The 25,326-nt window shown below is 41.9% G+C and carries 21 protein-coding genes; 4 read left to right on the top strand and 17 right to left on the bottom strand.

Annotated elements, in window-relative coordinates; all coding sequences use genetic code 11:
* Positions 1-17 precede the first annotated feature (17 nt).
* The 10 genes from nrdI to J2T50_RS05760 all read right to left on the bottom strand — a co-directional run bounded on the left by nrdI (position 18) and on the right by J2T50_RS05760 (position 12,952).
* On the bottom strand, positions 18-482 hold the full coding sequence (gene nrdI / locus J2T50_RS05805; protein WP_253364643.1) for a class Ib ribonucleoside-diphosphate reductase assembly flavoprotein NrdI: 465 nt from the start codon (positions 480-482) through the stop codon (positions 18-20).
* 40 nt (positions 483-522) lie between these two features.
* Positions 523-1,464, bottom strand: coding sequence for a YitT family protein (locus J2T50_RS05800; protein WP_253364640.1), 942 nt, complete (start codon positions 1,462-1,464; stop codon positions 523-525).
* A gap of 39 nt (positions 1,465-1,503) precedes the next feature.
* Positions 1,504-3,252: an aspartate--tRNA ligase gene (aspS, locus tag J2T50_RS05795; protein WP_253364638.1), complete on the bottom strand. Its 1,749-nt coding sequence runs from the start codon at positions 3,250-3,252 to the stop codon at positions 1,504-1,506.
* A gap of 122 nt (positions 3,253-3,374) precedes the next feature.
* Complete coding sequence (locus J2T50_RS05790; RefSeq protein WP_253364636.1) at positions 3,375-3,818, bottom strand: GNAT family N-acetyltransferase; 444 nt, start codon at positions 3,816-3,818, stop codon at positions 3,375-3,377.
* A gap of 11 nt (positions 3,819-3,829) precedes the next feature.
* Complete coding sequence (locus J2T50_RS05785; RefSeq protein WP_253364634.1) at positions 3,830-4,741, bottom strand: aldo/keto reductase; 912 nt, start codon at positions 4,739-4,741, stop codon at positions 3,830-3,832.
* Positions 4,742-4,875: 134 nt separating this feature from the next.
* Entirely contained in the window at positions 4,876-5,889 is a 1,014-nt protein-coding gene (locus J2T50_RS05780; RefSeq protein ID WP_253364632.1) for a glycosyltransferase family 2 protein, read from the bottom strand.
* A gap of 74 nt (positions 5,890-5,963) precedes the next feature.
* Complete coding sequence (locus J2T50_RS05775; RefSeq protein ID WP_253364630.1) at positions 5,964-8,363, bottom strand: glycoside hydrolase family 3 C-terminal domain-containing protein; 2,400 nt, start codon at positions 8,361-8,363, stop codon at positions 5,964-5,966.
* Between the two features lie 132 nt (positions 8,364-8,495).
* Positions 8,496-9,308 (bottom strand): hypothetical protein, encoded by an 813-nt coding sequence (locus tag J2T50_RS05770; RefSeq protein ID WP_253364628.1) that lies wholly within the window; start codon positions 9,306-9,308, stop codon positions 8,496-8,498.
* An 85-nt stretch (positions 9,309-9,393) separates the two neighbouring features.
* Positions 9,394-9,873 (bottom strand): GtrA family protein, encoded by a 480-nt coding sequence (locus J2T50_RS05765; RefSeq protein WP_253364626.1) that lies wholly within the window; start codon positions 9,871-9,873, stop codon positions 9,394-9,396.
* 178 nt (positions 9,874-10,051) lie between these two features.
* Positions 10,052-12,952 carry a glycoside hydrolase family 3 C-terminal domain-containing protein gene (locus tag J2T50_RS05760; protein ID WP_253364624.1) on the bottom strand — a complete coding sequence of 967 codons (2,901 nt, stop codon included), beginning with the start codon at positions 12,950-12,952 and terminating at the stop codon, positions 10,052-10,054.
* 179 nt (positions 12,953-13,131) lie between these two features.
* On the opposite strand from J2T50_RS05760, the gene J2T50_RS05755 reads away from it, so the two are divergent.
* Positions 13,132-13,845, top strand: a complete 714-nt coding sequence (locus J2T50_RS05755; RefSeq protein ID WP_253364622.1) for a LytR/AlgR family response regulator transcription factor — start codon at positions 13,132-13,134, stop codon at positions 13,843-13,845.
* Positions 13,842-15,155: a sensor histidine kinase gene (locus J2T50_RS05750; protein ID WP_253364620.1), complete on the top strand. Its 1,314-nt coding sequence runs from the start codon at positions 13,842-13,844 to the stop codon at positions 15,153-15,155. The genes J2T50_RS05755 and J2T50_RS05750 overlap by 4 nt, the downstream gene beginning before the upstream one ends.
* Positions 15,156-15,228: 73 nt before the next feature.
* On the opposite strand, the gene rpsD is transcribed toward J2T50_RS05750, so the two are convergent.
* From rpsD to mnmA, 7 genes are all read right to left on the bottom strand, one after another.
* Positions 15,229-15,840, bottom strand: a complete 612-nt coding sequence (gene rpsD / locus J2T50_RS05745) for a 30S ribosomal protein S4 (protein WP_253364618.1) — start codon at positions 15,838-15,840, stop codon at positions 15,229-15,231.
* Positions 15,841-16,035: 195 nt separating this feature from the next.
* Positions 16,036-16,287, bottom strand: a complete 252-nt coding sequence (locus tag J2T50_RS05740; RefSeq protein ID WP_253364616.1) for a Veg family protein — start codon at positions 16,285-16,287, stop codon at positions 16,036-16,038.
* A gap of 3 nt (positions 16,288-16,290) precedes the next feature.
* Positions 16,291-17,646, bottom strand: coding sequence for a replicative DNA helicase (gene dnaB, locus J2T50_RS05735; protein WP_253364614.1), 1,356 nt, complete (start codon positions 17,644-17,646; stop codon positions 16,291-16,293).
* Between the two features lie 32 nt (positions 17,647-17,678).
* Positions 17,679-18,131, bottom strand: a complete 453-nt coding sequence (gene rplI / locus J2T50_RS05730; RefSeq protein WP_253364612.1) for a 50S ribosomal protein L9 — start codon at positions 18,129-18,131, stop codon at positions 17,679-17,681.
* 1 nt (position 18,132) lies between these two features.
* On the bottom strand, positions 18,133-20,094 hold the full coding sequence (locus J2T50_RS05725) for a DHH family phosphoesterase (protein ID WP_253364610.1): 1,962 nt from the start codon (positions 20,092-20,094) through the stop codon (positions 18,133-18,135).
* Between the two features lie 89 nt (positions 20,095-20,183).
* Positions 20,184-22,094 carry a tRNA uridine-5-carboxymethylaminomethyl(34) synthesis enzyme MnmG gene (mnmG, locus tag J2T50_RS05720; RefSeq protein ID WP_253364608.1) on the bottom strand — a complete coding sequence of 637 codons (1,911 nt, stop codon included), beginning with the start codon at positions 22,092-22,094 and terminating at the stop codon, positions 20,184-20,186.
* Positions 22,095-22,258: 164 nt separating this feature from the next.
* Complete coding sequence (gene mnmA / locus J2T50_RS05715; RefSeq protein WP_253364606.1) at positions 22,259-23,380, bottom strand: tRNA 2-thiouridine(34) synthase MnmA; 1,122 nt, start codon at positions 23,378-23,380, stop codon at positions 22,259-22,261.
* A 261-nt stretch (positions 23,381-23,641) separates the two neighbouring features.
* Here mnmA and sdaAB point away from each other — a divergent pair, with 261 nt between their 5' ends.
* Together sdaAB and sdaAA are read left to right on the top strand one after the other, a co-directional pair.
* Positions 23,642-24,313: an L-serine ammonia-lyase, iron-sulfur-dependent subunit beta gene (sdaAB, locus tag J2T50_RS05710; protein ID WP_253364604.1), complete on the top strand. Its 672-nt coding sequence runs from the start codon at positions 23,642-23,644 to the stop codon at positions 24,311-24,313.
* Between the two features lie 11 nt (positions 24,314-24,324).
* Positions 24,325-25,197 carry an L-serine ammonia-lyase, iron-sulfur-dependent, subunit alpha gene (sdaAA, locus tag J2T50_RS05705; protein WP_253364603.1) on the top strand — a complete coding sequence of 291 codons (873 nt, stop codon included), beginning with the start codon at positions 24,325-24,327 and terminating at the stop codon, positions 25,195-25,197.
* Positions 25,198-25,326 lie beyond the last annotated feature (129 nt).

The raw sequence follows: 25,326 nt of genomic DNA, 5'->3' as shown, positions 1-25,326 counted from the left end.
CACCAGTGGTGGTTTTTTTAATTTATTTCATCAACCAAATCTATAATTTTTCTACCAATCCGCTCAACATCATTTTGCAGACCGCGTAGTTCAAAATTATCAATGACTGGAAATCCGAAGCGCTCTGCATATTGCTTGGCAGTCAGACAATACTGATGATTAAAGTTTCGATTGCCCGAACCGACAATTCCTAAGCAGCGCTCGTGATTATCCTCATAGGCGATAAAATCACCCAAAGGATTTGTCAAAATCTCGGTATCACCATTGTCTACGCCATTTCCACCTTCGAGATAGGTAGGTAGAAAAGCCACAAAGGGGGCGTCTAAGGCGTAAAATGGTATTTCTTCCTTAACCAAATCCTTGACGTGAACAGACTCTATCTCCAAATCCGTCTGGAATTGAAAAAAACTGGTAAGGCGATTTACAAAACTCTGTGTATTGCCACTAAGGCTAATATAAACTAGATAAATTTTTTTCTTCATTGGGCTCCTTTCATTTTATTTTTTATAAATGCCCCTTACCTTATTCCAAGTCTACAAAACGGCCGATGATTTGCACGTTTTCAGACACGGATACAAAGGCTGCTGGGTCCGTTTTTTTCATATAAAACTTAAAATCATTGAATTCTGCACGAGTAATAACCGCCAGTAACACTGATTTTTTCTCGTGGTTGTAGGTCCCTTCGGCTTCATTGATACAGGTTACGCCGCGATGGAGTTTCTTATGCACCATCTTAATCACCGCATCAGGATGACTGGTGATAATCATAGCCTGCATTTTCTTTTGCTTGGTGTAAATGGCATCTGTCACTTGTGTCATGACAAACAGAGCCACCATAGAGTAGAGAGCAGATTGCCATCCAAAAAGGATACCTGCCCCTGCAATAATGAATGCATTGATAAAAAGAGAAATCTTTCCAACTGTACGCCCAGTTTTCCGACGAATCGTTAGACTGACAATATCCGTTCCACCGCTTGAAATGTTATTTTTCAGGGCAAATCCAATCCCTGTCCCGAGAAAGAGGCCACCGAAAATCGCATTGATCAAGGGATCGTGCGTCAGGGGAACAACAGGAATAAACTGAATAAAAAGGGAACTCATCGTTACCGTGATAAAGGTAAATATGGTAAATTTATGTCCAATCGTATACCAAGCCATAATCAACAAGGGCAGATTGATGGCATAAAAAGAAATTGAAATAGGAATCCCTGCGCCAAGCGTCCGTTCCGTTACGGTGTGGATAATCTGCGCCAGACCCGTCACACCTGTCGAGTAGACCTGACCTGACTGGTAGAAAAAGTTGACAGCAATACTAGACAAGAGACCATAGACGATGGAAGCGGATATTTTTTCCGCGTATTTTTCACGTGAAATACTACGTAAGGTTTTTAAAAGTCCAACCCTACGCGCACCTCTGCGTAGGAAATAGCGTAATTTCTTGATAAATGTGGTTTTTCTCACCATGTTTCTCCATGCAAAACGAGCCTAGGGCTCGTTTCTTTCTTATTCCGGTAAGTGAATGTGCAAGGCCAATTCATCCAATTGAGCACCTGAAACCGTACTTGGGGCCTGAGTCATCGGGTCGCTTGCTTTATTATTTTTAGGGAAGGCAATGACTTCGCGAATATTGTCCTTACCTGCCAAAATCATGACAAAGCGGTCAAGTCCAATCGCCACTCCACCATGTGGTGGGAATCCATAGTCCATGGCTTCTAACAAGAATCCAAATTGTTCCTTAGCTGACTCAGCTGTAAAGCCAAGCGCTTTGAACATCCGTTCTTGCATGTCTTTTTGGTTAATACGAAGGCTTCCGCCACCAAGCTCATAGCCATTCAAAACGATATCGTAGGCTACTGCTTTTACCTTAGCCAAATCACACTCTAACTCATGAGCAGACTCGTTTGTCGGCAAAGTGAAGGGATGGTGAGCTGACATGTAACGGCCCTCTTCTTCAGACCATTCAAACATTGGCCAATCCACAACCCACAAGAAGTTAAATTTAGCTTGGTCAATCAAGTCCAACTCTTTGGCAATGCGTGTGCGAAGCGCACCAAGTGTATTGTTGGCAACTTCCAATGTATCTGCTACAAACAAAACAAGGTCATTATCTTCAAGCTGTAAAGTTTCTGTCAACTTACTTTCCACACTTGTCAAGAATTTGGCAACTGGTCCTGCAAGAGCACTCTCTGCCACCTTAACCCAGGCAAGACCTTTGGCGCCGAACTGTTTTGCGACTTCTGTCAGCTTATCAATGTCTTTACGTGAATACTTGTCTGCATTATTTTTTACAACGATTGCTTTCACAACAGGTGCTTCTGAAAAGACTTTGAAGTCAACTTCCTTGACAACATCTGTCAAGTCTTGCAAGAGCATCTCAAAACGAGTATCCGGTTTATCTGAACCGTAGTTGTTCATGGCATCATCGTAGGCCATACGTGGGAAAGGAAGAGTGACGTCCATTCCTTTTGTTTCTTTCATGACACGGGCAATCATACCTTCAACGATGTCTTGAATTTCTTGGTCTGATAAGAAAGAAGTCTCCAAGTCAACTTGTGTAAACTCAGGTTGACGGTCACCACGGAGGTCTTCATCGCGGAAACATTTTACGATTTGGTAATAACGGTCAAAGCCAGCATTCATCAGCAGTTGCTTTGTAATCTGTGGACTTTGTGGCAAAGCGTAGAAATGACCTTGATTCACACGACTTGGTACCAAGTAGTCACGCGCGCCTTCTGGAGTTGATTTTGTCAACATTGGTGTTTCCACATCGATGAACTCCAATTCATCCAGGTAGTTACGGATAGAATGTGTCACTTTTGCACGTAATTTGAAGTTTTCAAGCATCTCTGGACGACGCAAGTCAAGGTAGCGGTAACGCATACGCGTGTCGTCATTAGCTTCAATACCATCTTTGATTTCAAATGGAGTTGTCTTGGCGCTGTTTAGAACTTCAAGAGTGTCGACTTTCAACTCGACCGCACCTGTTGCCAACTGATCATTAGCTTGTTCACGCGCAGCAACAGTACCTGTCACTTCAATGACATACTCGCTACGAAGAGTTTCTGCGGTTGCCATCACTTCTGGTGATACTTCCTCAGGATTGATGACCAACTGCATGATTCCTTCACGGTCACGAAGGTCGATAAAGATAAGACCTCCAAGGTCACGACGACGACCAACCCAACCTTTCAAGGTAATTTTATTTCCGATGTGCTCACTACGAACACGCCCAGCATACATAGAACGTTCCATATTTATCCTCTTTTTGCTTTATTCATTCCTTATTATTCTAACATAAAACAGCCTTAATTTGGACTATTTGGCGGATTTTCCTGACAAGAAATCATAAAAGCTGGAATTCTTTATCCAGCCTTTCACTTTTTATAAACCATATCCATATGCGGAATGCCGGCTTCCAAATACATGTCCGACACGGCTACAAATCCATGAGCCTGATAGAATTTTTTGAGATAGGTTTGGGCAGAAATTTTAATTGCCTCTTGTCCCATTTCCTCAGTTAGATACTGAATGGCAGTTTCTAGCATTGAGCCCGCAAGCTTCTGTCCACGGTATTCTGACTGAATCACCACTCGGCCAATAGAAGCTTCTGGAAATGTTAAACCTGGGGGTAAGATTCGCAGATAGCTGACAATCTTTCCATCGGCTTTGCCAAACAAATGGTGGCACTCCAGATCCACACCATCTACATCCTGATAAGCACACTCTTGCTCGACAACGAAGACTTCCGAACGCAATTCCAATAGCTGATACAATTCTTCCAGACTTAATTCTGAAAAAGACTTAACAGTCCAGTCCATACTGACTCCTTCTAAGGCAAGATATTGCCCGCACTCATATAAATATCGTACCACTCTGCGCGCGTCAATGTCACCTTCTCTGCCTGCGCAATATGAGCAATTCGCTCAGGGTTCATCGAGCCAACAATGGTTTGTATCTTAGCTGGGTGACGTAGAATCCAAGCCACTACAATCGCCTCATCAGAGACACCATATTGGCGAGCGTACTTGGAAATCGTTTCATTCAGTTGGGCATAAGCTGGATTTGCCGCGAAAATACCTTCTGACAAGCTGACTAAAAATGGTGACCAGGCTTGAATCGTAATCTTCTTGAGCTGACAATAATCAATCAGCCCTCCGTCGCGCATGGTGGCTGCATCATCTTTCATATTGACATGAAATCCTGCATCAATCATCGGTGTATGAGCAGGAGATAGCTGCAATTGATTAACTGCTATCGGCGTCTCCATATAGGATTGAAGCAACTCCATCTGGTAAATATTCTGGTTGCTAACACCGAAATGACGAACTTTCCCAGACGCTTTTAAGAGATGAAAAGCCTCGGTTACTTCTTCTGCTTCCATCAAGGCATCTGGACGATGCAAGGCCAATACATCGAGATAATCTGTCTCTAACCGTGATAAAATACCGTCTACTGACTGTAAAATATGCTCTTTTGAAAAGTCAAAATAGCCATCATGAATCCCACATTTGGACTGTAGAACGATGTCCTCTCTCTTTAGACCAACCTCCTTGACAGCAGCAGCAAAATTTCGTTCAGATTGTCCTCCGCCATAAATATCTGCATGGTCAAAAAAAGTAATTCCGTTTTCCAAGGCTGTATCTAGCACCCGACTTGCGTCCGCTACCGATAGAGCATCCATCCGCATACAACCTAAGGCAATCCTTGATACCTCTAGTCCAGTTTGTCCTAACACTTGCATGTTGTAACCCCTTTCTTTTTCCTTTCTATTATAGCACAAAGAAAAAGAAAAGCAGCTCTCGGGCTACTCTTCAGGAGATATATGAAAAAGAATACATTAAGTATAGTCAAACTTGCTTAACCTTTTCTTAAATATTAGTTGAATCCATAAATTTTCTTGGCAACTTTGTAAAGTGCATTGGATAATTTTCGGCCTGGATAGCCGTACAAATTGGTCAACTGGCCCAAAAGACCGTTACGAATGACTTTAAATAATTCTGGGTTATTATTTTCAATATATTCCCACAACTCTTGTTTTTTGGTCATGTGTTCTGCTGTTCCTGCACGATTGAGAAGGGCACAGGAAACAGTTGTAACAATCTCCACGTGATTGAGAAGATAGCTCCGCTGATCGCTAGAAGTAATTTCATCTAGTTTTAACTCATCAACCAAAATTTTATTGACTTTTAACTGCTGGTCAATCCGTTTAATCATAACAGATTCATTGACCGACTGGTCGTCACGACCGATAAAGTAGCGGTAAAAATCCACCGGCAAATAGTACATGGTCTTGATATGCTTGGAAGGTGTAAAGACAAAGATATTGTCCACGTAGAAGGTATGCTCAGGCAACTCTAATCCAATCTGACGCAAGAGCTCTGTCCGATAAATGAGCGAGTGCATCATCATGTATTGACCTTTTGAAAAAGCACCCATTTCATCCCAAGTAAAGACTTTTTCTACGGGCATAACATCCTTGTAGCTCATCGATTTTTTACGATTTTGGCCTTCTTTTTCATAGACAAAATTCGAGATAAACGCATCTACGAGATTGCCTTCGGATTCTAGTCTAGTCAAGGTTTCTAAAATCTTGATATAAGCACGCGCATCCACCCAGTCATCGCTGTCAACAACCTTATAGTACAGTCCACGCGCTTCTCGAAGACCTGTATTAACTGCTCCACCGTGACCCTTATTTTCCTGATAAATGGCACGCACATTTGGATATTTAACTGCCAATTCTTCTGCAATTTCTTGAGTTCGGTCACTTGAACCGTCATTGATAATCAAAATCTCTACTTGATCCCCACCTACAACTAAGGACGATACACAGTAGTGCAAGTAATCTTGAGCATTATAACTAGGGATGGCAATGGTTAATAATGTCATCTTTCTCTCCGTTTAACAAAGTTTCTGCCAACTACAACTAGCTGGCAGATATTTTTTATTTATTATAACACATTTTATGAAAGTTGTTTTTGGTAAACATTTTTTGCTCGGAAAGCTTTCCAAAGTTGACCCAATCCCTTGAAGAAATGACCGTTGACCATAACAAGTATGGCCGCAACCATTGCTTGGTCAATCTGGTCACCTGTCATCTTAGCAATCGCTCGGAAAGGCATATTGTAGAGGAAGAGGAGATTCAGATTTGGTGTTCCCTTTTCCTCGGCTTTTTTTAGGAGACGGTGTAAGATTTTATAAACCAAGCGTGCAAGACCACTCTTAGCATACTGCATTTTCATCAGCGGATCATTGAGACGAAGTTCTTGACCAACTTCCCAAGATTCTACTGGAACGGGATGACCAAGTAATTGGGCAAATTCTGCATCAGAAACAGCCGTGACTTGTCCACTCAAGTAGTGTGGAAGGTGACTTTGATCTGGTAATTGATTCGTCGTAGCCTCTTTTTTCAGCTGAGCAGTCAAGCGAATGTCTGCACTGCTAGCGCCCACATAGATTTGATAATCGCCACCTTCAACTTCAAATTGCTTGGTATCAACATTGAAATAACGGAAGCTATATTCATCAAAGGCTATAAAAATTTCTTGTGATTTTCCAGCCTCAAGGTAAATTTTTGTAAAACCTTTCAACTCTTTGGCAGGACGATAAAAGGCACTGTCCGCCTTACCAATATAGAGCTGTACGATTTCACTACCTGCCACTGAGCCTGTATTCGTCACCGTCAAGCGCAGACCATTTTCCTCAACAGTGAGGTCAGAATAGGCAAAATCTGTATAGGAAAGACCATAACCAAATGGATAGTGAACTGCTGCATTCACCTTATCAACGTAACGGTAGCCGACGTAGAAACCTTCGCGGTAGAGTGAGTAGTCCCCCGTCGCAGGAAATTCGCGGGACGATGGCAAATCAGCCAAGTCAATCGGATAAGTTTCACTTAATTTTCCGCTTGGATTGACCTTGCCTGTCAAGGCATCCAGCATGGCTGGTGCACCTGCTTGACCTGATAGATAGCCGTGAATGACCGCCTTTACACCACTGGTCCATGCCATATCCACAACTGACCCTGCCGATAAAACAACGACGATATTGGGATTAACCGCCTGCAATTTTTCTAACAGAGATAATTGATTGTGTGGCAGAGATAGATGGTGACGGTCCAAGCCCTCGCTTTCGCTGATTTCATCTAAGCCCATGTAAAGTAGAACTGTGTCTGCTTTTTTCGCCAAAGAAACAGCCTCATCAGCCAAGTTGGCATCTGCTTTATCAACTCGCTGGTAACCTTGGGCATAGCCTGCAAGCGTCAAGGGATAATCTTTCATGCAGTCAACCGTATTTTCTAGCTTTTTAGCGTTGATGAGCGAAGAACCTGCACCTTGGTAACGTGGATTTTGAGCAAATTCACCGATGACGGCGATTGATTTTTCTGGAGAAAGTGGCAGAATGTGGTCTTGATTTTTCAAGAGAACAATGCTGTCTGCTGCTGCCTTGCGTGCAATGGCATGCTGGTAATCATAGTCTGCACTTCGTTTTTCTTGTGCGGCTAGGTCCAAGACAACATTGAGCAATTCATCCACCCGCTCATCCAAAACGGCTTCTGACAGCTGACCATTTTTTACTGCGTCAATAATCTCTTTCTGCCCAACTGTCGTAGTCCCTGGCATTTCTAGATGACTTCCATTTTGTACACCGAGAACGTGGTCATTAGAGCCACCCCAGTCAGAGACGACAAATCCGGTAAAGCCCCATTCATCTCGCAAAATATCTCGTAGCAATCGCTTGTCTTCGTTGGCATAAATGCCATTGATTTTATTGTAGGCACTCATGATTGCCTTGGGATTACCCTCTTTGACAGCAATTTCAAATCCTGTCAGGTAGATTTCACGCAATGTCCGCTCATCCACAATCGAATCCGACGCCATTCGACGCAATTCTTGGCTATTGACCGCAAAATGTTTTGGTGTAGCAACCACACCTTGCGACTGGAGCCCACGAATCATAGCAGCAGCCATTTTCCCAGCCTGATAAGGGTCTTCTGAGTAATACTCAAAATTTCGCCCACAAAGTGGATTCCGCTTAATATTAAGTCCGGGGCCTAAGACCATGTTCACTCCCAAACTGCTGGCTTCCGCTCCAAGAGCGCTTCCTACCTCTTCGACCAAATCAGGATCCCAGCTATTGGCTAGAGTTGCAGCGGTTGGAAAGCAAGTAGCGGGAACAGAGGCGTTGAGCCCTAGATGGTCCCCTTCTCCCTCTTGCTTGCGAATACCATGCGGTCCGTCAGCCATAAAGATAGAAGGCACACCTTTTTCAAGGTAATCCTTGGTCTCCCAGACGGACTTACCAGTCATTAAAGCCGCCTTTTCTTCTAGACTTAATTGTTGAATAATCGCTTGATGTTTCATAAAAAATCTCCATTTATCCGATTCTGATAAGCTAATCATACCAAAGGAACTCGATAAATAAAACGCTTTCTTCATAACCTGCTCTATTCTTGACATAATTTGTAGAAAAAAGACTGACGACACGTCAGTCTATTAACTATGAGAATGTTTCCCAGACTTTCTACCGATAAGTTTTGGCAGTCTCGGATGTAGGTCCAACCCAAATACCATCCGCAACATCCAAAAGAAAAAGACGAAAACTAGGATTGGAATGACACAGGTCGTTACAATCAGCACTGCGACCGCATCCAACAAATTGCTCATGGTCACTTGCACCTTATCCATCGTATTTTCATAGGCATCTGTGACAAAACTCGTTGCCTTTGACCACCAATCTTCATTCTTTTCTGCTTCTTTTTGAAGTGATTTATTTTCCTTGGTAGCCTGCTTCACCGTCTGCTCAACTGAGATTTCATGCGTTTTTTCGATATGGTTGGAAATAGACACGCTCGTTGGAATCAAAGCAAAGGTCAAGAAGCCAAACAAGGCTAATTTGATTGCCAACTCTTTGACCTTATCTCGTGGAAAATACAGATTTCCGGCAAATAAAATAGCCGACAAAGGGAGACACAGTTTAAAGAAAAATTGTGCGGCAATCCCTACCAAGTACTTTTGTAGCCAGATTGCACCAAAAATCACCACAATATAGTTGGTCAAATCGGCAATGTTTTCTGCTACTGGCGAGCCGATATCGTTCGGTAGGAGTGTAATAGAAGTCGATGTCGCAACGGAAGTTGCTGCCAAAGCTGCAACCGTGTTTTTCTTGCCATCCAAAGAGCTAACTAGCCCTGCATTCAGCTCTCTTATAAAAGTAGAGTCCGCAATGACAAAGAAAGAAATTACCGCTAGTAAGACCAATAATCCTGCTTTCACCTCTTTTTTATATGTTTGAATAATTTGTTTCACGTGAAACCGTCCTTTCTAGATAAAATTATAAGGACATTTACACCCCATGTCAACTCGAAAAAGCTGGACATCCGCCCAGCCATTCTCACTTCATAATCACAAATTTCATCATTGGGTAGTTGACCGCTACTTGGACAAAGATATTGACCCAATTGGCACACGTCTGCGCCCAGCCCAGCCCCATTCCCAAAGATTGGAAAAGAGCCGTCGTATAGGGAGGCAGGACAATGGATAAAATCCCTGCCACAACTACCGTCAGCACATACCAGTGCAAGGTTTTTGAGATATCATTTTCCGCCCCAAAAACCAGCTTCCGCTGCACAATATAATTTACAACTTGAGCAGCTACATAGGCTAATAGGAATGACAAAAAGCCATTCAAGCCACCATTTTTTACAGGATAGTGAAAAATAAACCAGTCAAAGGCTTGTTTTGAAAAAGCGGTAAATAAAAAACTACTTCCCAACCACAAGACACAAAAATTAGTAATCGTTGCAATGTTTGACAAGACATTAAATTTGATAAATTCCCATAAATCAGGGTGTTCTTTGATCCATTCTTTCATGATTTCCTCCAAAAAATTCTTTTCTTTGGTCTTATTTTAACAAGAATACCAGCCAAAGAAAGCGTTTTTACACAATTTGTCTCTTTCCTTGCATAATTTGACAGATCAATCTTTTCATCAAAAGAAGCTACCTCAACGGAGGTAGCTTTATATCTAGGAGATCGATACTATTGGTTGATTAAGCTACTTCAGCTTCATCTTTCTTTTTACCTGTTAACTTAGCAAGTCCAAGACCAGCAAGGGCAATCAGTACCACATTGGCTACAAGGTAGACTACAAGCCACCATTTTGTCTTAGGTTTGTAAAGATCGAAGGCTGCAGAATGAGCAACTGTGTAGAGGATATTCTTAGTCGCACGACGGAGTGACTCGTTTCCTTCTTTAGTCGTTGAAGAAACTTGTGGCACGTCACCCAATGTTGACAACATCAAGTCACCACCGTTGCGAATTGATTGATCAGGATTCATGTATACTTGACCGTCATAGTCTGTTACAACCATACCCTTGAAGCCCCATTCGCCACGAAGAACATCGTTGAGAAGGTCACTATTTCCACCTGCCCAAAGTGTTCCAATACGGTTAAAGGATGACATAAGAGCAGTAGAGTTTCCATCTTTTACAGGAAGTTCAAACGCCTTCAAGTATACTTCACGGATAGCTTGTTCGTTTGACCATGTAGCTACCCCTTCGCGGTTGTCTTCTTGGTCGTTAAGAGCAAAGTGTTTTGTATAAGTGTAAACACCATTTTTCAATGTTGCTTGAGCCAATGCTGAAGCCATTTTCCCTGAAATGTATGGGTCTTCTGAGTAGTACTCAAAGTTACGTCCTGAAAATGGAGAACGGTGGATATTGACCGCTGGTCCATAAAGACCAACCACACCATGAGCAAGAGCTTCTTTAGCAAATGCATCACCCATTTTAGCTGCAAGGTCTGTGTTCCAAGTTGAGGCAACAACTACTTCTGAATTGTACTGAATCCCTTTAATACCTTGGAAGATACCATTGATACCTGCAGGGCCATCAATATCTAGGGTCGCTGGTTTGTCAATTGATTTGACAGCACCAGTTGCATAGCCACCAAATCCAATCAAGTTAGCCATTTCTTCTGATGTCATTTGGTCAATCAATTTTTCCCAACGTTCATCATCGTATTCTGCTCCGACAAGGTCTACTAAACGAAGGCCGTTATCAACTGCTTTTTGAGCTTTTGAAGCTGCTTCTGATTTTGTATCCAAGTGGAAGTTTGTGTCAGACATTTCATTAAGGATTTCCTTAGATGTCTTCTTGTCTGCTGTACGTTCTTTTGGAAGTGTACCTTCCCAATCCGCACGTGTCACGTAACCCACATCACCGATTGCATAGTCAAATTTGTTGGTTACTTCAGCTTTATCAGAAGAACGTTGATGAAGAACTTCTTTCTTAGCAACTGTATAGTCTTCTGAATCAAGTACGTCATGCGCATTGTTCATGAGTTTGATTTGGTATTTACCAGCATCAAGAACGTAGGCTTTTTCAGTCTTATAGTCGTATGAAGCCATGTCATCACGGTCATAAGAAATTGTCAATTCTTGGCTTTGACCAGGTTCTAGTTTATCTGTCTTATCAAATCCTGCAAGGACAACATGTGATTTTTCAACACCACCAACAGTATATGGCGCAGTGTAGTAAACTTGAGCAACCTCTTTACCAGCTACATCACCTGTATTTGTCACTTTAACCTTCACATCAATCTTGTCGCCATTTTCCTTAACAGACTCGATTTCTTGGCTGAAGTTCGTGTAGCTGAGACCATATCCAAACGGGTATTGAACTGTCTTATCATATGCAGCTTCATCAGTTGCACCAGTCTCATTGTTTACAAAACGAGTTTCGTAGTAACGGTAACCAACGTAAATACCTTCTTGGTAATTCACAAATTTTTGGAGACGAGTTTCTTTTCCTGCCCAACCTTGACGTTCAAATTCTGAATCAAGATAAGAGAAGTCACCTGTATTCCAGTACGTTGGATTTGATTCTAAATCATAGGCATAGGTGTCTACCAAGCGACCTGATGGGTTAACATCTCCTTTCAAGATTTCACCGATAGCTGTCAAACCTGACAAGCCAGATCCACCAATCCAAAGGGCTGCATCCACACCTTGGTCTTTCAAGAAGCCAAGTTCCATGGCATTTGATGAGTTAACGACAACGATGACTTTGCTGAAATTCTTTTCAACCATTGCCAACATTTCTTTTTCGACGTTTTGTAATTCGAGGTAATGTTTGTCTTTATCCCCTTTTTTATAATCCGCCATATTTTGTGGGAGATCTGCCCCTTCACCACCATTACGTGAGATGACAACGACCGCGGTATCTGAGAAGTCTTTTGCTTCTTTGATCAAATCATCTGAATATTTATCTTGTGTTGGCTCATAGATGTTGTAGTCACCACCATTAAGTGAGAAGACATTTCCACCTTCTTTTTTAGGAAGGTTTTTCTTGTAGAAATCTGTCAAGTCAGAGTTCAACTCAAAGCCTGCATCTTCTAAACCTTGTTGTAAAGTGACGTTTTTAGACTCGTCTGCCGCACCTGAACCTGAACCACCATAAGTGATGGATACAGATGAAATGCCAAAGACATTCAATTTTTTGGTGTCTTTCAAAGGAAGTGTCTTTTCCTTATTTTCAAGCAAAACAGAACCTTCACGTTGAATTTCTGATACCAACTCTTTTGAGTTTTTTTCAGCTTTAGCAATTTTTGCATCATCTGCATAGCTTGGTGCAAAGTAAGTATCAATTACTCCGACAAACATATTAACCGCATAATTAGCCCCGATGATAATCACACCGAGCAAGGCGAGCAAACCTGTCAAAATCTTACTTTTCTTGCCTGCAAAAGCTTTGTTTTTCACACCGCGGTAAATAAAATACGCAAACAAGGCTACGACGAGTACACTTGCGATGATGAGCGTATTTTTGACAATACTTGCTGCATCCCAAGATTGATACGAACTAGCATAATCATCTGCGAAAGCGGTAATCCCTGTGGATGCTACTGCTGCAGAAGCCAATGCTAGACCTGATTGTTTCCAAGTCTTCATAAGACCCCTCCTAAATTTTCCGAACAAGACTTTGTAAGCCTTTTCTTAATCATACACTTACTTTAGCAAAAGAAATTTTTTATGAAAACACTTTCTTCATAATTTGTCATTTTGAACACATAATCTGCAATCCTTTTCTTAAACTTCAATTTTTTCTGCAATTCTGCTATACTATCTATATGAAAATTGCAATCGTAGAAGACCAGAAGGTTGAACAAGAACGTCTAACATCCTATATCCAGTCCTATTGTCAGGAGCACGGTTTATCTGTCGATATTACCTGTTTCAACGATGGGATTGACATCACAAGCGACTACCAAAAGATGTTCGACGTGATTTATCTAGACGTGGAAATGGAAATCATGGACGGCATGACGACGGCTAAAAAAATTCGCCAAGTGGACCGCGACGTCCTCATCGTTTTTGTCACCAATCATTCACAAGTAGCCATCCAAGGCTATTCTGTTGAAGCCATCGACTTCCTCCTCAAACCATTGAGTCATTTCGTATTTGAAGAGCATTTCAAGAAAATTCTGCGAAAATTACCAAGTCCCGAAGAGGAAGAGGCCTACCTTTATATCAAAAACAAGGCTTCAACCTTTAAAATTGCACAAAAAGATATTTTTTACATTGAAAGCGAAGGCCACCACCTACATATCCATACCAAAGAAGAAACCATCACGACTAGCAATAGCTTGAAAAACATGGAAAGCTTGCTTGATAAGAAAAATTTCTTCCGATCAAATTCTGGCTATATTGTCAATCTCACTTATGTCGAGCGAATTGAAGGCAGCATCTCCTACGTCAACGGAGTTCCTCTCCAAATCAGCCGCCCTCGTAAAAAAGAATTCATGACCGCTCTGACCAACTATGTGGGAGATACTCTACTATGATCGTAACACATTTTCCAGACATCCCTCGGATTTATACAGCTCTTGCAGAATCCCTAGCCTGTCTCTTAGTCTGTCTCCCACTCATCCGAGAAATGGACTGGCTTCAGCGTCTCAAACGAATTCCTACTGTAATCCTTGGACAGCTCCTCCTACAATTACTAGCAGGACAACTCCCTCTCTTTTTCTGGACAATCGGCATGGCCATCAATGTAGCCTGGATGTTTTGTTCTATCCGCATCTTGGGCGTAACACATAAGAAAACAGCTCCCTACCTAACTGCCAAAGCCTTTATCTCAGCTGAACTAGCGGCCTCCATTTCCTGGCACCTCTACTGCCTGTTCATTCTGGGGACAAAAGCGGACTCCATGGTTAGTCAGGTGGCGACTATGGTCTTTATTTCCAGCCTTGTTTTCCTCGTTCTCTACTCTCAGGAAAGCAAACTCGATCTAGCAGACAGAGAAAAAAGTATTGAAAACCGCGATGTCTGGGTGGCTGCATTCACCTCTCTAACGATTTTTGTGCTCAGCAATATTGGTTTTATCTTCACAGGAACCCAGCCCTTTCAAGACTCGACCAGTATCTTCATCCTTCGAACAACGGTTAATCTCTCTGGTATTTTTCTCCTCTACGCACAGGAGTCTCAGCAGTACGACCGCTATTTACGGGACGAACTGTCCTCTATCAATAGTATTTTTCAGCTACAATACAAGCAATACCAAGCCTATCGTGAAAATAGCGAGCTAATTAGCCGCAAGGTACACGACCTCAAACATCAACTTTATATCATCCGCCAAGAAGCAGATAAAGAGAAGCAAAAGCAGTATCTAGACGAGATGACTCTGGCAATTCACAACTTTGAAGCAAAGATTGAGACTGGAAATCCTATCCTAGACACCATTTTGACACAAAAAAATCACTACTGCCTACAAAACGGTATCAACCTGACCTGCATCGTTCAAGGGGAGTTACTAAATTTTATGGATGTCATGGATATTTCCGCCCTTTTTGGAAATGCCATCGATAACGCCATCGAAGCCGTCGAAAAAATTACCGATCCAGAAAAACGACTGATTACCCTCAAAGTTTCTCAACACAGCCAATTCATCATGATTCGCTTGGATAATTATGACACGTCAGACCTTGACCTATACAGCACCGACTTCCCAAGAACATCCAAATCCGACAAAGACTACCATGGATTCGGCCTAAAAAGTATGGAATTTGTCGTGAAAAAATACAACGGAAATCTGCTGCTCAACAAAGAAAACAACTGGGTCCAGCTCAAAATTCTCTTACCACAAGCAAATTAAAAGAGCCGCTGGCTCTTTTTTATATATAAAAAAATACCTGCCGAGACAGGTACTTACAAAATGCAATAAAATATTACAACATTTTGTTGTAGAATTCAACGACAAGTGCTTCGTTGATTTCAGCGTTGATTTCATCACGTTCTGGCAAACGAGTCAATGAACCTTCCAATTTTTCAGCATCAAATGATACGAAAGCTGGACGTCCAACGATTGCTTCAACAGCTTCAAGGATAGCTGGAACTTTAAGTGATTTTTCACGAACTGAGATCACTTGACCTGGAGTTACGCGGTATGAAGGGATATCAACACGTTTTCCGTCAACAAGGATGTGACCGTGGTTTACGAATTGACGAGCTTGACGACGAGTAGTTGCCAAACCAAGACGGTAGACAACGTTATCCAAACGACGTTCCAACAAAAGCATGAAGTTGAAACCGAGTGTTCCTTCTTTGATTTTAGTTGCTTGCAAGAACAAGTTACGGAATTGTTTTTCACCCAAACCGTATGAGAAACGCAATTTTTGTTTCTCAGCCAATTGCAAACCGTATTCAGAAAGTTTGCTACGGTTGTTTGGACCGTGTTGACCTGGTACGTAGTTACGACGTGCCAATTCTTTACCTGAACCTGTAAGTGACAAGCCAAGACGACGTGATTGTTTCCATGACGGACCTGTATAACGTGACATTTTCATGTCCTCCTATAAATAAAATATATTTGTAGGAAATAACGGATTAGAAAACCCTGATTCGTGCAGAAACCCTTCGCCTAAACAGCCAAGGTTACTTGTTTTTCAAGGCCTCTGTTGACGAGTTTCATGTTTTCATGCTGTTATTTCACACAAAATTCAGTATAACATAAGAAAAAGGCATTGTAAAGCCTTTTAGTCTAAATAGTGAATCAAAATCTTCTCTGTTAGGATATCAGAGTAAGTGTAAGATTCTACAAAAGTGTTATTTGGATCTTCGTATTCCACGATAAAGAGAGATTGATAAACCTCAATAATGCGGCCTTGCTTATTTTTCTCACGTTTACGGCCGTTTTCAAGCGTTAACTCAACAACTTGACCTTCGTGCTCTTTGATTTCTTGTTTAATTTGTTTCATTTTGGCAACATCTGTAAATGCGTCACTCATAATTTATCCTTCCTCCATTTTGGAAATACTTGCAAATTTATTAAACTCTTTTTGGAACATGAGTTCCACGGTGCCACGCGCACCAGAACGGTTTTTTTCGATAATAACCTCAACTGTGTTATTAGGAATGCCGCCATCTTCTTGCTCCCCACGCTCATAGTAATCATCGCGGTAAAGGAAGGCTACGATATCCGCATCTTGCTCGATAGAACCCGACTCACGAATATCAGACAATACAGGACGTTTATCCTGACGCTGTTCCACTCCACGAGACAACTGACTTAAGGCAATAACCGGAACTTTTAACTCTTTAGCTAAGATTTTCAACTGACGAGAAATCTCAGAAACCTCTTGCTGACGGTTTTCACGACCCGTCCCTGTAATCAGCTGCAGGTAGTCAATGAGAATCAGTCCCAAATTACCCGTTTCCTGCGCTAATTTACGAGAACGAGAACGAATTTCCGTAATCTTAATACCTGGCGTGTCATCAATATAGATGCTAGCACGCGCTAGATTAGCCTGAGCAATCATAAGTTTTTGCCATTCTTCATCGTTCAATTGACCCGTACGAATGGCACGAGAATTGATGACCCCTTCTGAGGCCAACATCCGGTCCACAAGACTTTCTGCACCCATCTCCAAAGAAAAGATAGCTACGGTCTTGCCCAATTTGGTCCCAATATTTTGGGCAATATTAAGAGCAAAGGCCGTCTTACCAACCGCAGGACGGGCAGCAAGAATAATCAATTCTTCCTCATGAAGACCAGTTGTCATGGAATCCAAGGCTGGATAACCAGTCGCAATCCCCGTAATAGAAGACGTCTGCTGGGAACGGATTTCCAAATTCTCAAAGTTAAGATTGAGGACATCATCGATACGCTTAAAACCACTACGACTCGAACCTTCACTGACATCAATCAAGGCCTTCTCAGCCTGAGCAATAATGTCGTCAGAACCATCCGCACCTTCATAGGCTGCATTGACAGACTCTGTCAAACGGTCAATCAACTTGCGTAGATTAGCCTTTTCAGACACAATCTTGGCATAGTACTCAGCATTGGCTGACGTTGGAACAGAGTTGATGATTTCAGCTAAATAGCCCAAACCACCGACATTTTCTAAGTCCCCATGGCTAGCCAAGTAGTTCCGCATGGTGGTCGCATCGATGGCCTCGTTTCGATCCGCCAAGGCGATCATAGCTCGGAAAATGATCTTATGGGCATACTTGAAAAAGTCATCTGCCTCTATGTACTCTCGTACAAAGACCAGTTTCCCTTCGTCGATAAAAATTGCCCCCAAAACCGACTGTTCTGCTAAGATGTCTTGGGGTTGTACACGCAACTCATCAATTTCTGCCAAAATCTCACCTCCATTCCTTCTTCTTTTCTAGTTTAAGCTTCTTGTACGCTCAATTGAATCTTACCAACCACATCCTGATACAATTTCACAGTAACTTCCATCAAACCAATGGCACGCAAGGGATGATCCATCTGAATATGGCGTTTGTCCACTTTGATCCCAAATTGTTTTTCCAACCCTTCAGCAATTTTCTTGCTAGTAATTGAACCAAAAGTACGACCATCTGGGCCAACTTTTTCAATAAATTTTACAACAGTAGCTTCCTCAGCCAATTTTGCTTTCAAGGCCTCGGCTTCTGCAATCATCTCTGCATGTGCTTTTTCTTTTGATTTTTCTTGTCCACGCAAAGCACTAACGGCTTGATTTGTAGCTTCTTTTGCCAAGTTCTTTTTAATCAAAAAATTTTGTGCGTAACCAGTTGGTACTTCTTTGATTTCACCTTTTTTCCCTTGACCTTTAACATCTGCTAAAAAGATAACTTTCATCTTATTCTCCTTCTATTTCTGACAAAATTTTCTCACGTAATTGCAACTGTACCTGCTCAATAGATTTCCCTGAAATCTGCGCCGCGGCCAAGTTAAAGTGACCACCGCCGCCCATTTCTTCCATAATCCGCTGAACATTGACCTTGCTACGACTTCTTGCTGATATGGCCACATAGTCACTCGTCCGACGAGTAACGACAAAGGTCGCTTCTATACCAGCCATCTCTAAAATTGTATCTGCAGCCTTACTTGGCACAATATTGTCATAAAACTGATTTTCTTCGCCACAGACAATGACAATCTCTTCTGTCATCTTCTGACCTTTTAGAATCAATTCATTGACTTGCCGGTATTCTGCAAAATCCGTAGCCGCAATATGCTGAATTTCTAAACTATCACTACCTCTCGTTCTGAGATAACTAGCCACATCAAAGGTACGACTCGTTACCCGAGCTGTAAAGTTTTTCGTATCCAACATGATTCCCGCCATCAACAAACTGGCCTGTAGACGATTTAACTTATGGTGTTTGTCATTTTGGAACTGAATCAGTTCTGTCACCAATTCACTAGCCGAACTAGCACCACTCTCAATATAGGTCAAGATGGAATTGTTTGGAAAATCTGCATCCCGTCTATGGTGGTCAATGATGACAACCTGTGTAAACTTATCGTAAAGTTCTTTTGACAAGGTTAAGCCAATTTTTGAATGGTCAACCATGATTAACAAGGACTCATCACTAACCTCTTTCAAAGCCGCCTCAACAGTTATCAGGTTAGAGCAATTTTCCTCTGTCAACTTCTTAATCGCCCGCTCAATGTCCGGTCCCATTTCATCAGGATTATAGACTGTAAAGGCATTATTCATGACATTTTGAGCAAAATGCTGCATCCCAACAGCAGACCCAAGAGCATCCATGTCTAGGTTACGATGCCCAACTACAAACACTTTATCAACTGTTTTCAGTTTATCTGAAACAGCTGTCATCATGGCACGAGTACGAGTACGAGTACGTTTAACTGCAGACGCCGAACCGCCTCCAAAGAAGAGAGGTTGCTGTGTCTCGTTGTTTTCTTTCACAACAGCCTGGTCTCCACCGCGCACCTCAGCCATATTGAGATTTTGAAGAGCGACCTGACCAATTTGCTGATGGTTGTCATTTCCATAAGCAATCCCCATACTCAGCGTCAGTGGCAATTCTCGATTTTTTGCTTCTTCTCTAAACTTGTCAATAATCACAAATTTATTGTCAATTAGCAATTCTAGGATGGTGTAGTCTGTGAAAAAATAGAATCTGTCCATCGTTCCACGACGATAGTAAATCCCGTTTTCGTGAGCAAAATCAGATACAAACTGGGCCAAAAAACTATTGACCTGACTAATCTGTGAGTCTGTCAAACTATCTTCTAGCTCATCATAGTTATCAACGGAAATAATCCCAATAACCGGCCGACTACCAATCAAATTAGCTGTCGCATTGTATTCACTAGACGCATCAAAAAAGTAAAACAATCCTTGATTGTAGTCTACGTGAACCGCATACCGCTGTCCACCTAAAACTGCATAAGAGCGGTCATTATCTAGACCAACGTCAACGATTTCACGCAGCTTTTTCTGGTCAAATTCGCCATTTTCCTTAGCAAAAATCAACTCCGCATACGGATTAAACCACTCAACTTGATTATCCTCTTGTCGAATCTTAATTACACCGACTGGCATCTGATTCAGCAACTGCATCAAGCCAGAATTCGCCTCTTCATTGAGGCGTTCAATCTGCTCTAATTCGCTGATTTCATAGGATTTTTTTTGAAACAAAAACAAAGCCACAAGCAATGTTAACACTAAAAATAGTGAAATATGAATGATTGTTGAACCTTGAAATACGGTCGTAATGGCCGCTAAACTACCAAATAAGATGAGCCCAATCATTACAAAATGAAGGGTTGAAAATCGAAATTTTTTCATTATAAACCTCTGGTCGCCATTTTACCATAAAAAGGCTGAAAAATCCATTCTTTTTAGTCCTCAAACACCACAAAAAAGAGAGGCTAAGCCTACTCTTTTTCCTTATTTTTGGCAATTGAGCGACTACGTCCTTCCAGATAGACCATCAAAATTGAAATATCGGCCGGATTCACACCCGAAATCCGACTAGCCTGACCAATCGTTTCTGGATTGATTTTCTTAAATTTTTGTCTCGCTTCTGTCGCAATCGAGTCAATATCATCCCAGTCAATATCAGCTGGAATCCGCTTTTCTTCCATGCGTTTCATTTTAGCAACTTGGTCCAAAGCTTTTTCAATATAGCCCTCATATTTGACTTCCGTCTCAAGCAACTCAACAACCTTGCTATCCAGCTCTTCCGCTGCTGGTCCGATAAATTGCGTTATAACGGCGTGTGTGATATCTGGACGACGCATAAATTCTTTAGCTGTTAACGCATCCGTTAGTGGCTTAAAGCCCAATGAAACAACTTTTTCATTGACTTCCTTTACAGGTTTTAACTTAATAGTTGACAACCTTGTCAACTCGCTGTCAAACTGTTGCTTCTTGGCTTGAAACTTGTGGTAGCGCTCATCATCCACTAAGCCAACCTCGCGTCCGATCTCAGTCAAGCGCATATCTGCATTGTCATGTCGTAAAATCAGGCGGTATTCTGCTCGACTAGTCAATAAACGATAGGGCTCCAGGGTTCCCTTGGTAACCAAGTCATCAATCATTACCCCGATATAGGCATCGCTACGTTTTAAAATCAGTTCTGGCTTACCTTGAACTTTAAGCGCAGCGTTGATTCCCGCAACGATTCCTTGACCGGCTGCTTCTTCGTAACCAGAAGTACCATTGGTTTGCCCAGCTGTAAAGAGACCTGAAATTTTCTTAGTTTCAAGGGTTGCTCGCAACTGATGTGGCAAGACAATATCGTATTCAATAGCGTAGCCAGTCCGCATCATTTCTGCATTTTCAAGTCCTTTGATAGAATGAATCAAGCCAATTTGAACATCTTCGGGTAGACTCGTTGACAGACCTTGGATGTAAACTTCATTGGTTGTACGGCCTTCTGGTTCCAAGAATAATTGATGACGCTCCTTGTCTGCAAAACGAACGATTTTATCCTCAATAGATGGACAATAACGTGGTCCAACTCCCTTTACAATCCCGGAAAACATAGGCGCTCGGTGAAGATTCTGGTTAATGATATCATGACTTGATTGGTTTGTATAAGTTAGCCAACAAGGGATTTGATCTTTCAAATAATCTTCATCCTTAGACATGAAGGAGAAGTGGTTTGGCTTTTCATCCCCAGGTTGAATCTCAGTCTCATCATAATTGATTGACGACGCCTTTACACGAGGTGGTGTTCCAGTTTTGAAACGCCCAATCTCCAAGCCAAGATTTTTCAAGTTATCAGCTAGCCCGATTGAAGCCAAGCTATTATTTGGACCAGAAGAATACTTGAGTTCTCCTAGGATAATCTCCCCACGAAGAGCCGTTCCAGTCGTCACCACAACAGCTTTTGCCGCAAATTTTTGATTTGTAGCTGTACGGACACCGACAACTTTCCCGTCTTCTACTAAAATTTCTTCAATCATAGACTGACGAAGGGTAAGGTTTTCTTGATTTTCTACTGTTTGCTTCATTGTTTGCGAATAAAGGGCCTTGTCTGCTTGGGCACGCAAAGCACGTACAGCAGGCCCCTTACCAGTATTCAGCATCTTCATCTGAATATAGGTTTTATCAATATTTTTACCCATTTCACCACCCAAAGCATCGATCTCACGGACAACGATTCCTTTGGCGGATCCTCCGATTGAAGGATTACAAGGCATAAATGCCAGCATTTCCAGATTGATGGTCGCAAGCAAGGTCTTACAACCCATTCGGCTAGCAGCAAGGCTAGCTTCTACACCAGCATGTCCTGCACCGATGACAATAACGTCGTATTCTTCAGCAAATTGATGAGTCATCTTTTTCTTCCTTTATTTTTTTACATAAAAAATGGACAAAGCTAAGGACTGCATGCCAAAAAAGACCTGCAAGACCATGAGCTTTGACCATCATCGGTATTGTTACTGATATTCTATCATTTGTTGGTTAAAAGTCAAGAATTTTGCCAATCAAAACTGTCAACTTAGATGTACTGACAAAGTTCTTCATCACGGAAAGCCAAATCAATGATTCCTCCGCCCAAGCATTCTTGTTCATCATAGAAAACAACTGCTTGTCCTGGCGTAATAGCTCGTTGTGGCTCTGCAAAAATAACTTCTGCCTTGTCTCCTTTAACGTGGACTGTTACTTTACTATCTGGTTGACGATAGCGGAATTTAGCTGTACATTCTAAGGTAAACTCTTGCGGCATTTCACGGGTAAAATGAATTTCAGAAGCTGTCAAGCTAGTCGACATAAGGCTTTCATGGTAGAAACCTTGCCCAACATACAAAATATTTTGCGACAAGTCCTTACCAACAACAAACCACGGCTGGTTATCCCCTCCATGCTGTCCACCAATTCCAAGACCACCACGTTGCCCAATCGTATAGTACATAAGACCAGCATGTTCTCCCATATCACGACCGTCAACAGTCATCATACGTCCTGGTTTAGCTGGTAGATAATTACCCAAGAATTCTTTAAAATTCTTTTCGCCGATGAAGCAAATTCCTGTCGAGTCTTTTTTCTTAGCAGTAGCAAGACCAGCTTCCTCAGCTAGACGGCGTACTTCTGGCTTTTCCAAATGTCCTAGAGGAAACAGTGTTTTCTGTAATTGTTCTTGTGATAATTGGCTAAGGAAGTAGGTCTGATCCTTATTATTATCAGCACCACGAAGCATGTGTACGATCCCATCCTCATCGCGTGAAACTTGTGCGTAGTGACCAGTTGCCACGTAGTCGGCACCGAGTGTTAAAGCATAGTCTAGAAAGGCTTTAAACTTAATTTCCTTGTTACACATAACGTCTGGATTCGGCGTACGGCCGGCGCGATACTCTGCAAGAAAGTACTCAAACACACGGTCCCAGTACTCTTTTTCGAAGTTGACAGAGTAGTAAGGGATTCCAATTTGGTCCGCAACAGTAGCTACATCCTTGTAGTCCTCAGTTGCTGTACAATGACCAAATTCATCCGTGTCATCCCAGTTTTTCATAAAGACACCGATGACATCATAGCCTTGTTCTTTCAATAGTAAGGCAGTCACTGAAGAGTCAACTCCCCCTGACATACCAACGACAACACGTGTTTTCGAGTTATCTGTCATAATTTTCTCCCATCTTTTCGTAGAAATAACGATTTGAAGGTCGTATTTCAAATTTGATTTCAAAAAACGATTTGAAGGTCGATTTTGAAGCGCTAAGCGCAGAGAGTATTATAACATAATCTACCTCTAATTAAAAACAAATAGAATGAGGGAGAAGATAGTTCAGCACACTACTTTTATGCATTTTATTGAATGATTATAACCCCCTACTCCCTATCTATTTTTGTTATAATAACAGTAGAAAAAAATTCGAGGAAAACAATGAAAAATTTAAAATTTCAATCCGTATTTGACATTATCGGACCAGTCATGATTGGTCCTTCTTCTAGCCATACTGCTGGTGCTGTTCGTATCGGTAAAATTGTCTCATCTATTTTTGGAGAAGAGCCGACTGAAGTAGAATTTCAACTCTTCAATTCCTTTGCCAAAACCTACCGTGGACATGGTACTGACGTCGCCCTCGTTGCCGGTATCTTAGGCATGGACACAGATGACCCACGCATTCCTGATTCACTCGATATTGCGCACGAGCGTGGTATCAAAGTTTACTGGAAAATTAACAAAGATAGCAATACTCCGCACCCAAATACAACGCGAATTGTCATTAAAAATGATACAAAATCAATCTCTGCAACTGGTGTTTCAATCGGTGGAGGAAATATTCAAGTAACAGAACTAAACGGTTTTGCTGTCAACTTAAACATGAATACTCCGACGATTATCATTGTGCACCAAGATGTCCCTGGTATGATTGCCCATGTGACAGAGATACTGTCTACCTACAATATCAACATCGCTCAAATGAACGTTACACGTGAAAAAGCGGGTGAGAAAGCAATCATGATTATCGAAGTGGATTCCCGTCAATGTGATGAGGCTGTAAAAGAAATTGAAACGATTCCTCATTTACACAATGTCAACTTCTTCAACTAGAAAGGACACCTATGTTTTATACTGTAGAAGAGCTCGTTCAACAAGCTAATGACCGTTTTAACGGAAGCGTAGCGGAGCTTATGATTGAAACCGAAATTGAATTAACTGGACGTAGTCGTGAAGAAATAGTGACACTAATGTCAAGGAACTTGACAGTTATGAAATCCTCCGTAAAAGACGGTCTAACAGATAGCAAATCTGTTTCTGGATTGACTGGCGGAGATGCTGCTAAGCTTGATCGTTATATCCAGTCTGGAAAAACATTAGCAGATTCTACTATTTTATCTGCTGCCCGAAACGCCATAGCTGTCAATGAATTAAATGCAAAAATGGGACTTGTCTGTGCAACCCCAACTGCTGGTTCGGCAGGTTGTCTACCTGCAGTTATCTCCGTTGCGATTGAAAAGCTCGAATTAACAGAAGAAGAGCAACTTAATTTCCTCTTCAGCGCTGGAGCATTTGGACTTGTGATTGCTAACAACGCTTCTATCTCGGGGGCTGAAGGCGGATGCCAAGCCGAAGTAGGATCTGCCAGCGCTATGTCGGCCGCTGCCCTAACGCTTGCTGCAGGCGGTTCTGCTTATCAAGCTAGCCAGGCTATCTGTTTTGTCATTAAAAATATGCTGGGCCTCATCTGTGATCCTGTAGCTGGGCTAGTAGAGGTTCCCTGCGTGAAACGTAACGCCATGGGAGCTAGCTTTGCACTTGTAGCAGCTGATATGGCCTTGGCTGGCATTGAGTCTAAAATTCCAGTTGATGAAGTGATTGATGCCATGTACCAAGTTGGCTCTAGCTTACCGACTGCCTTTCGTGAAACAGCTGAAGGTGGACTTGCAGCTACTCCAACAGGCAAGCGCCTGGCCCAAGAAATCTTTGGAAATTAAGATAATTTTCATTACCTTTTTACAACTTTGTCAACATACTGTAAAGAGAATTAGGTTTTCGTAATTCTGCTCATTCATCTTTAAATCACGCTAATACAAATTAAAGATACTCCTTTAATCTAAGAAAGG

The organism is Streptococcus gallinaceus (assembly GCF_024170225.1).
Lineage (GTDB): Bacteria > Bacillota > Bacilli > Lactobacillales > Streptococcaceae > Streptococcus > Streptococcus gallinaceus.
Note: the sequence above shows the minus strand (reverse complement) of the source record. Positions and strands in the feature narration are given on the sequence as shown.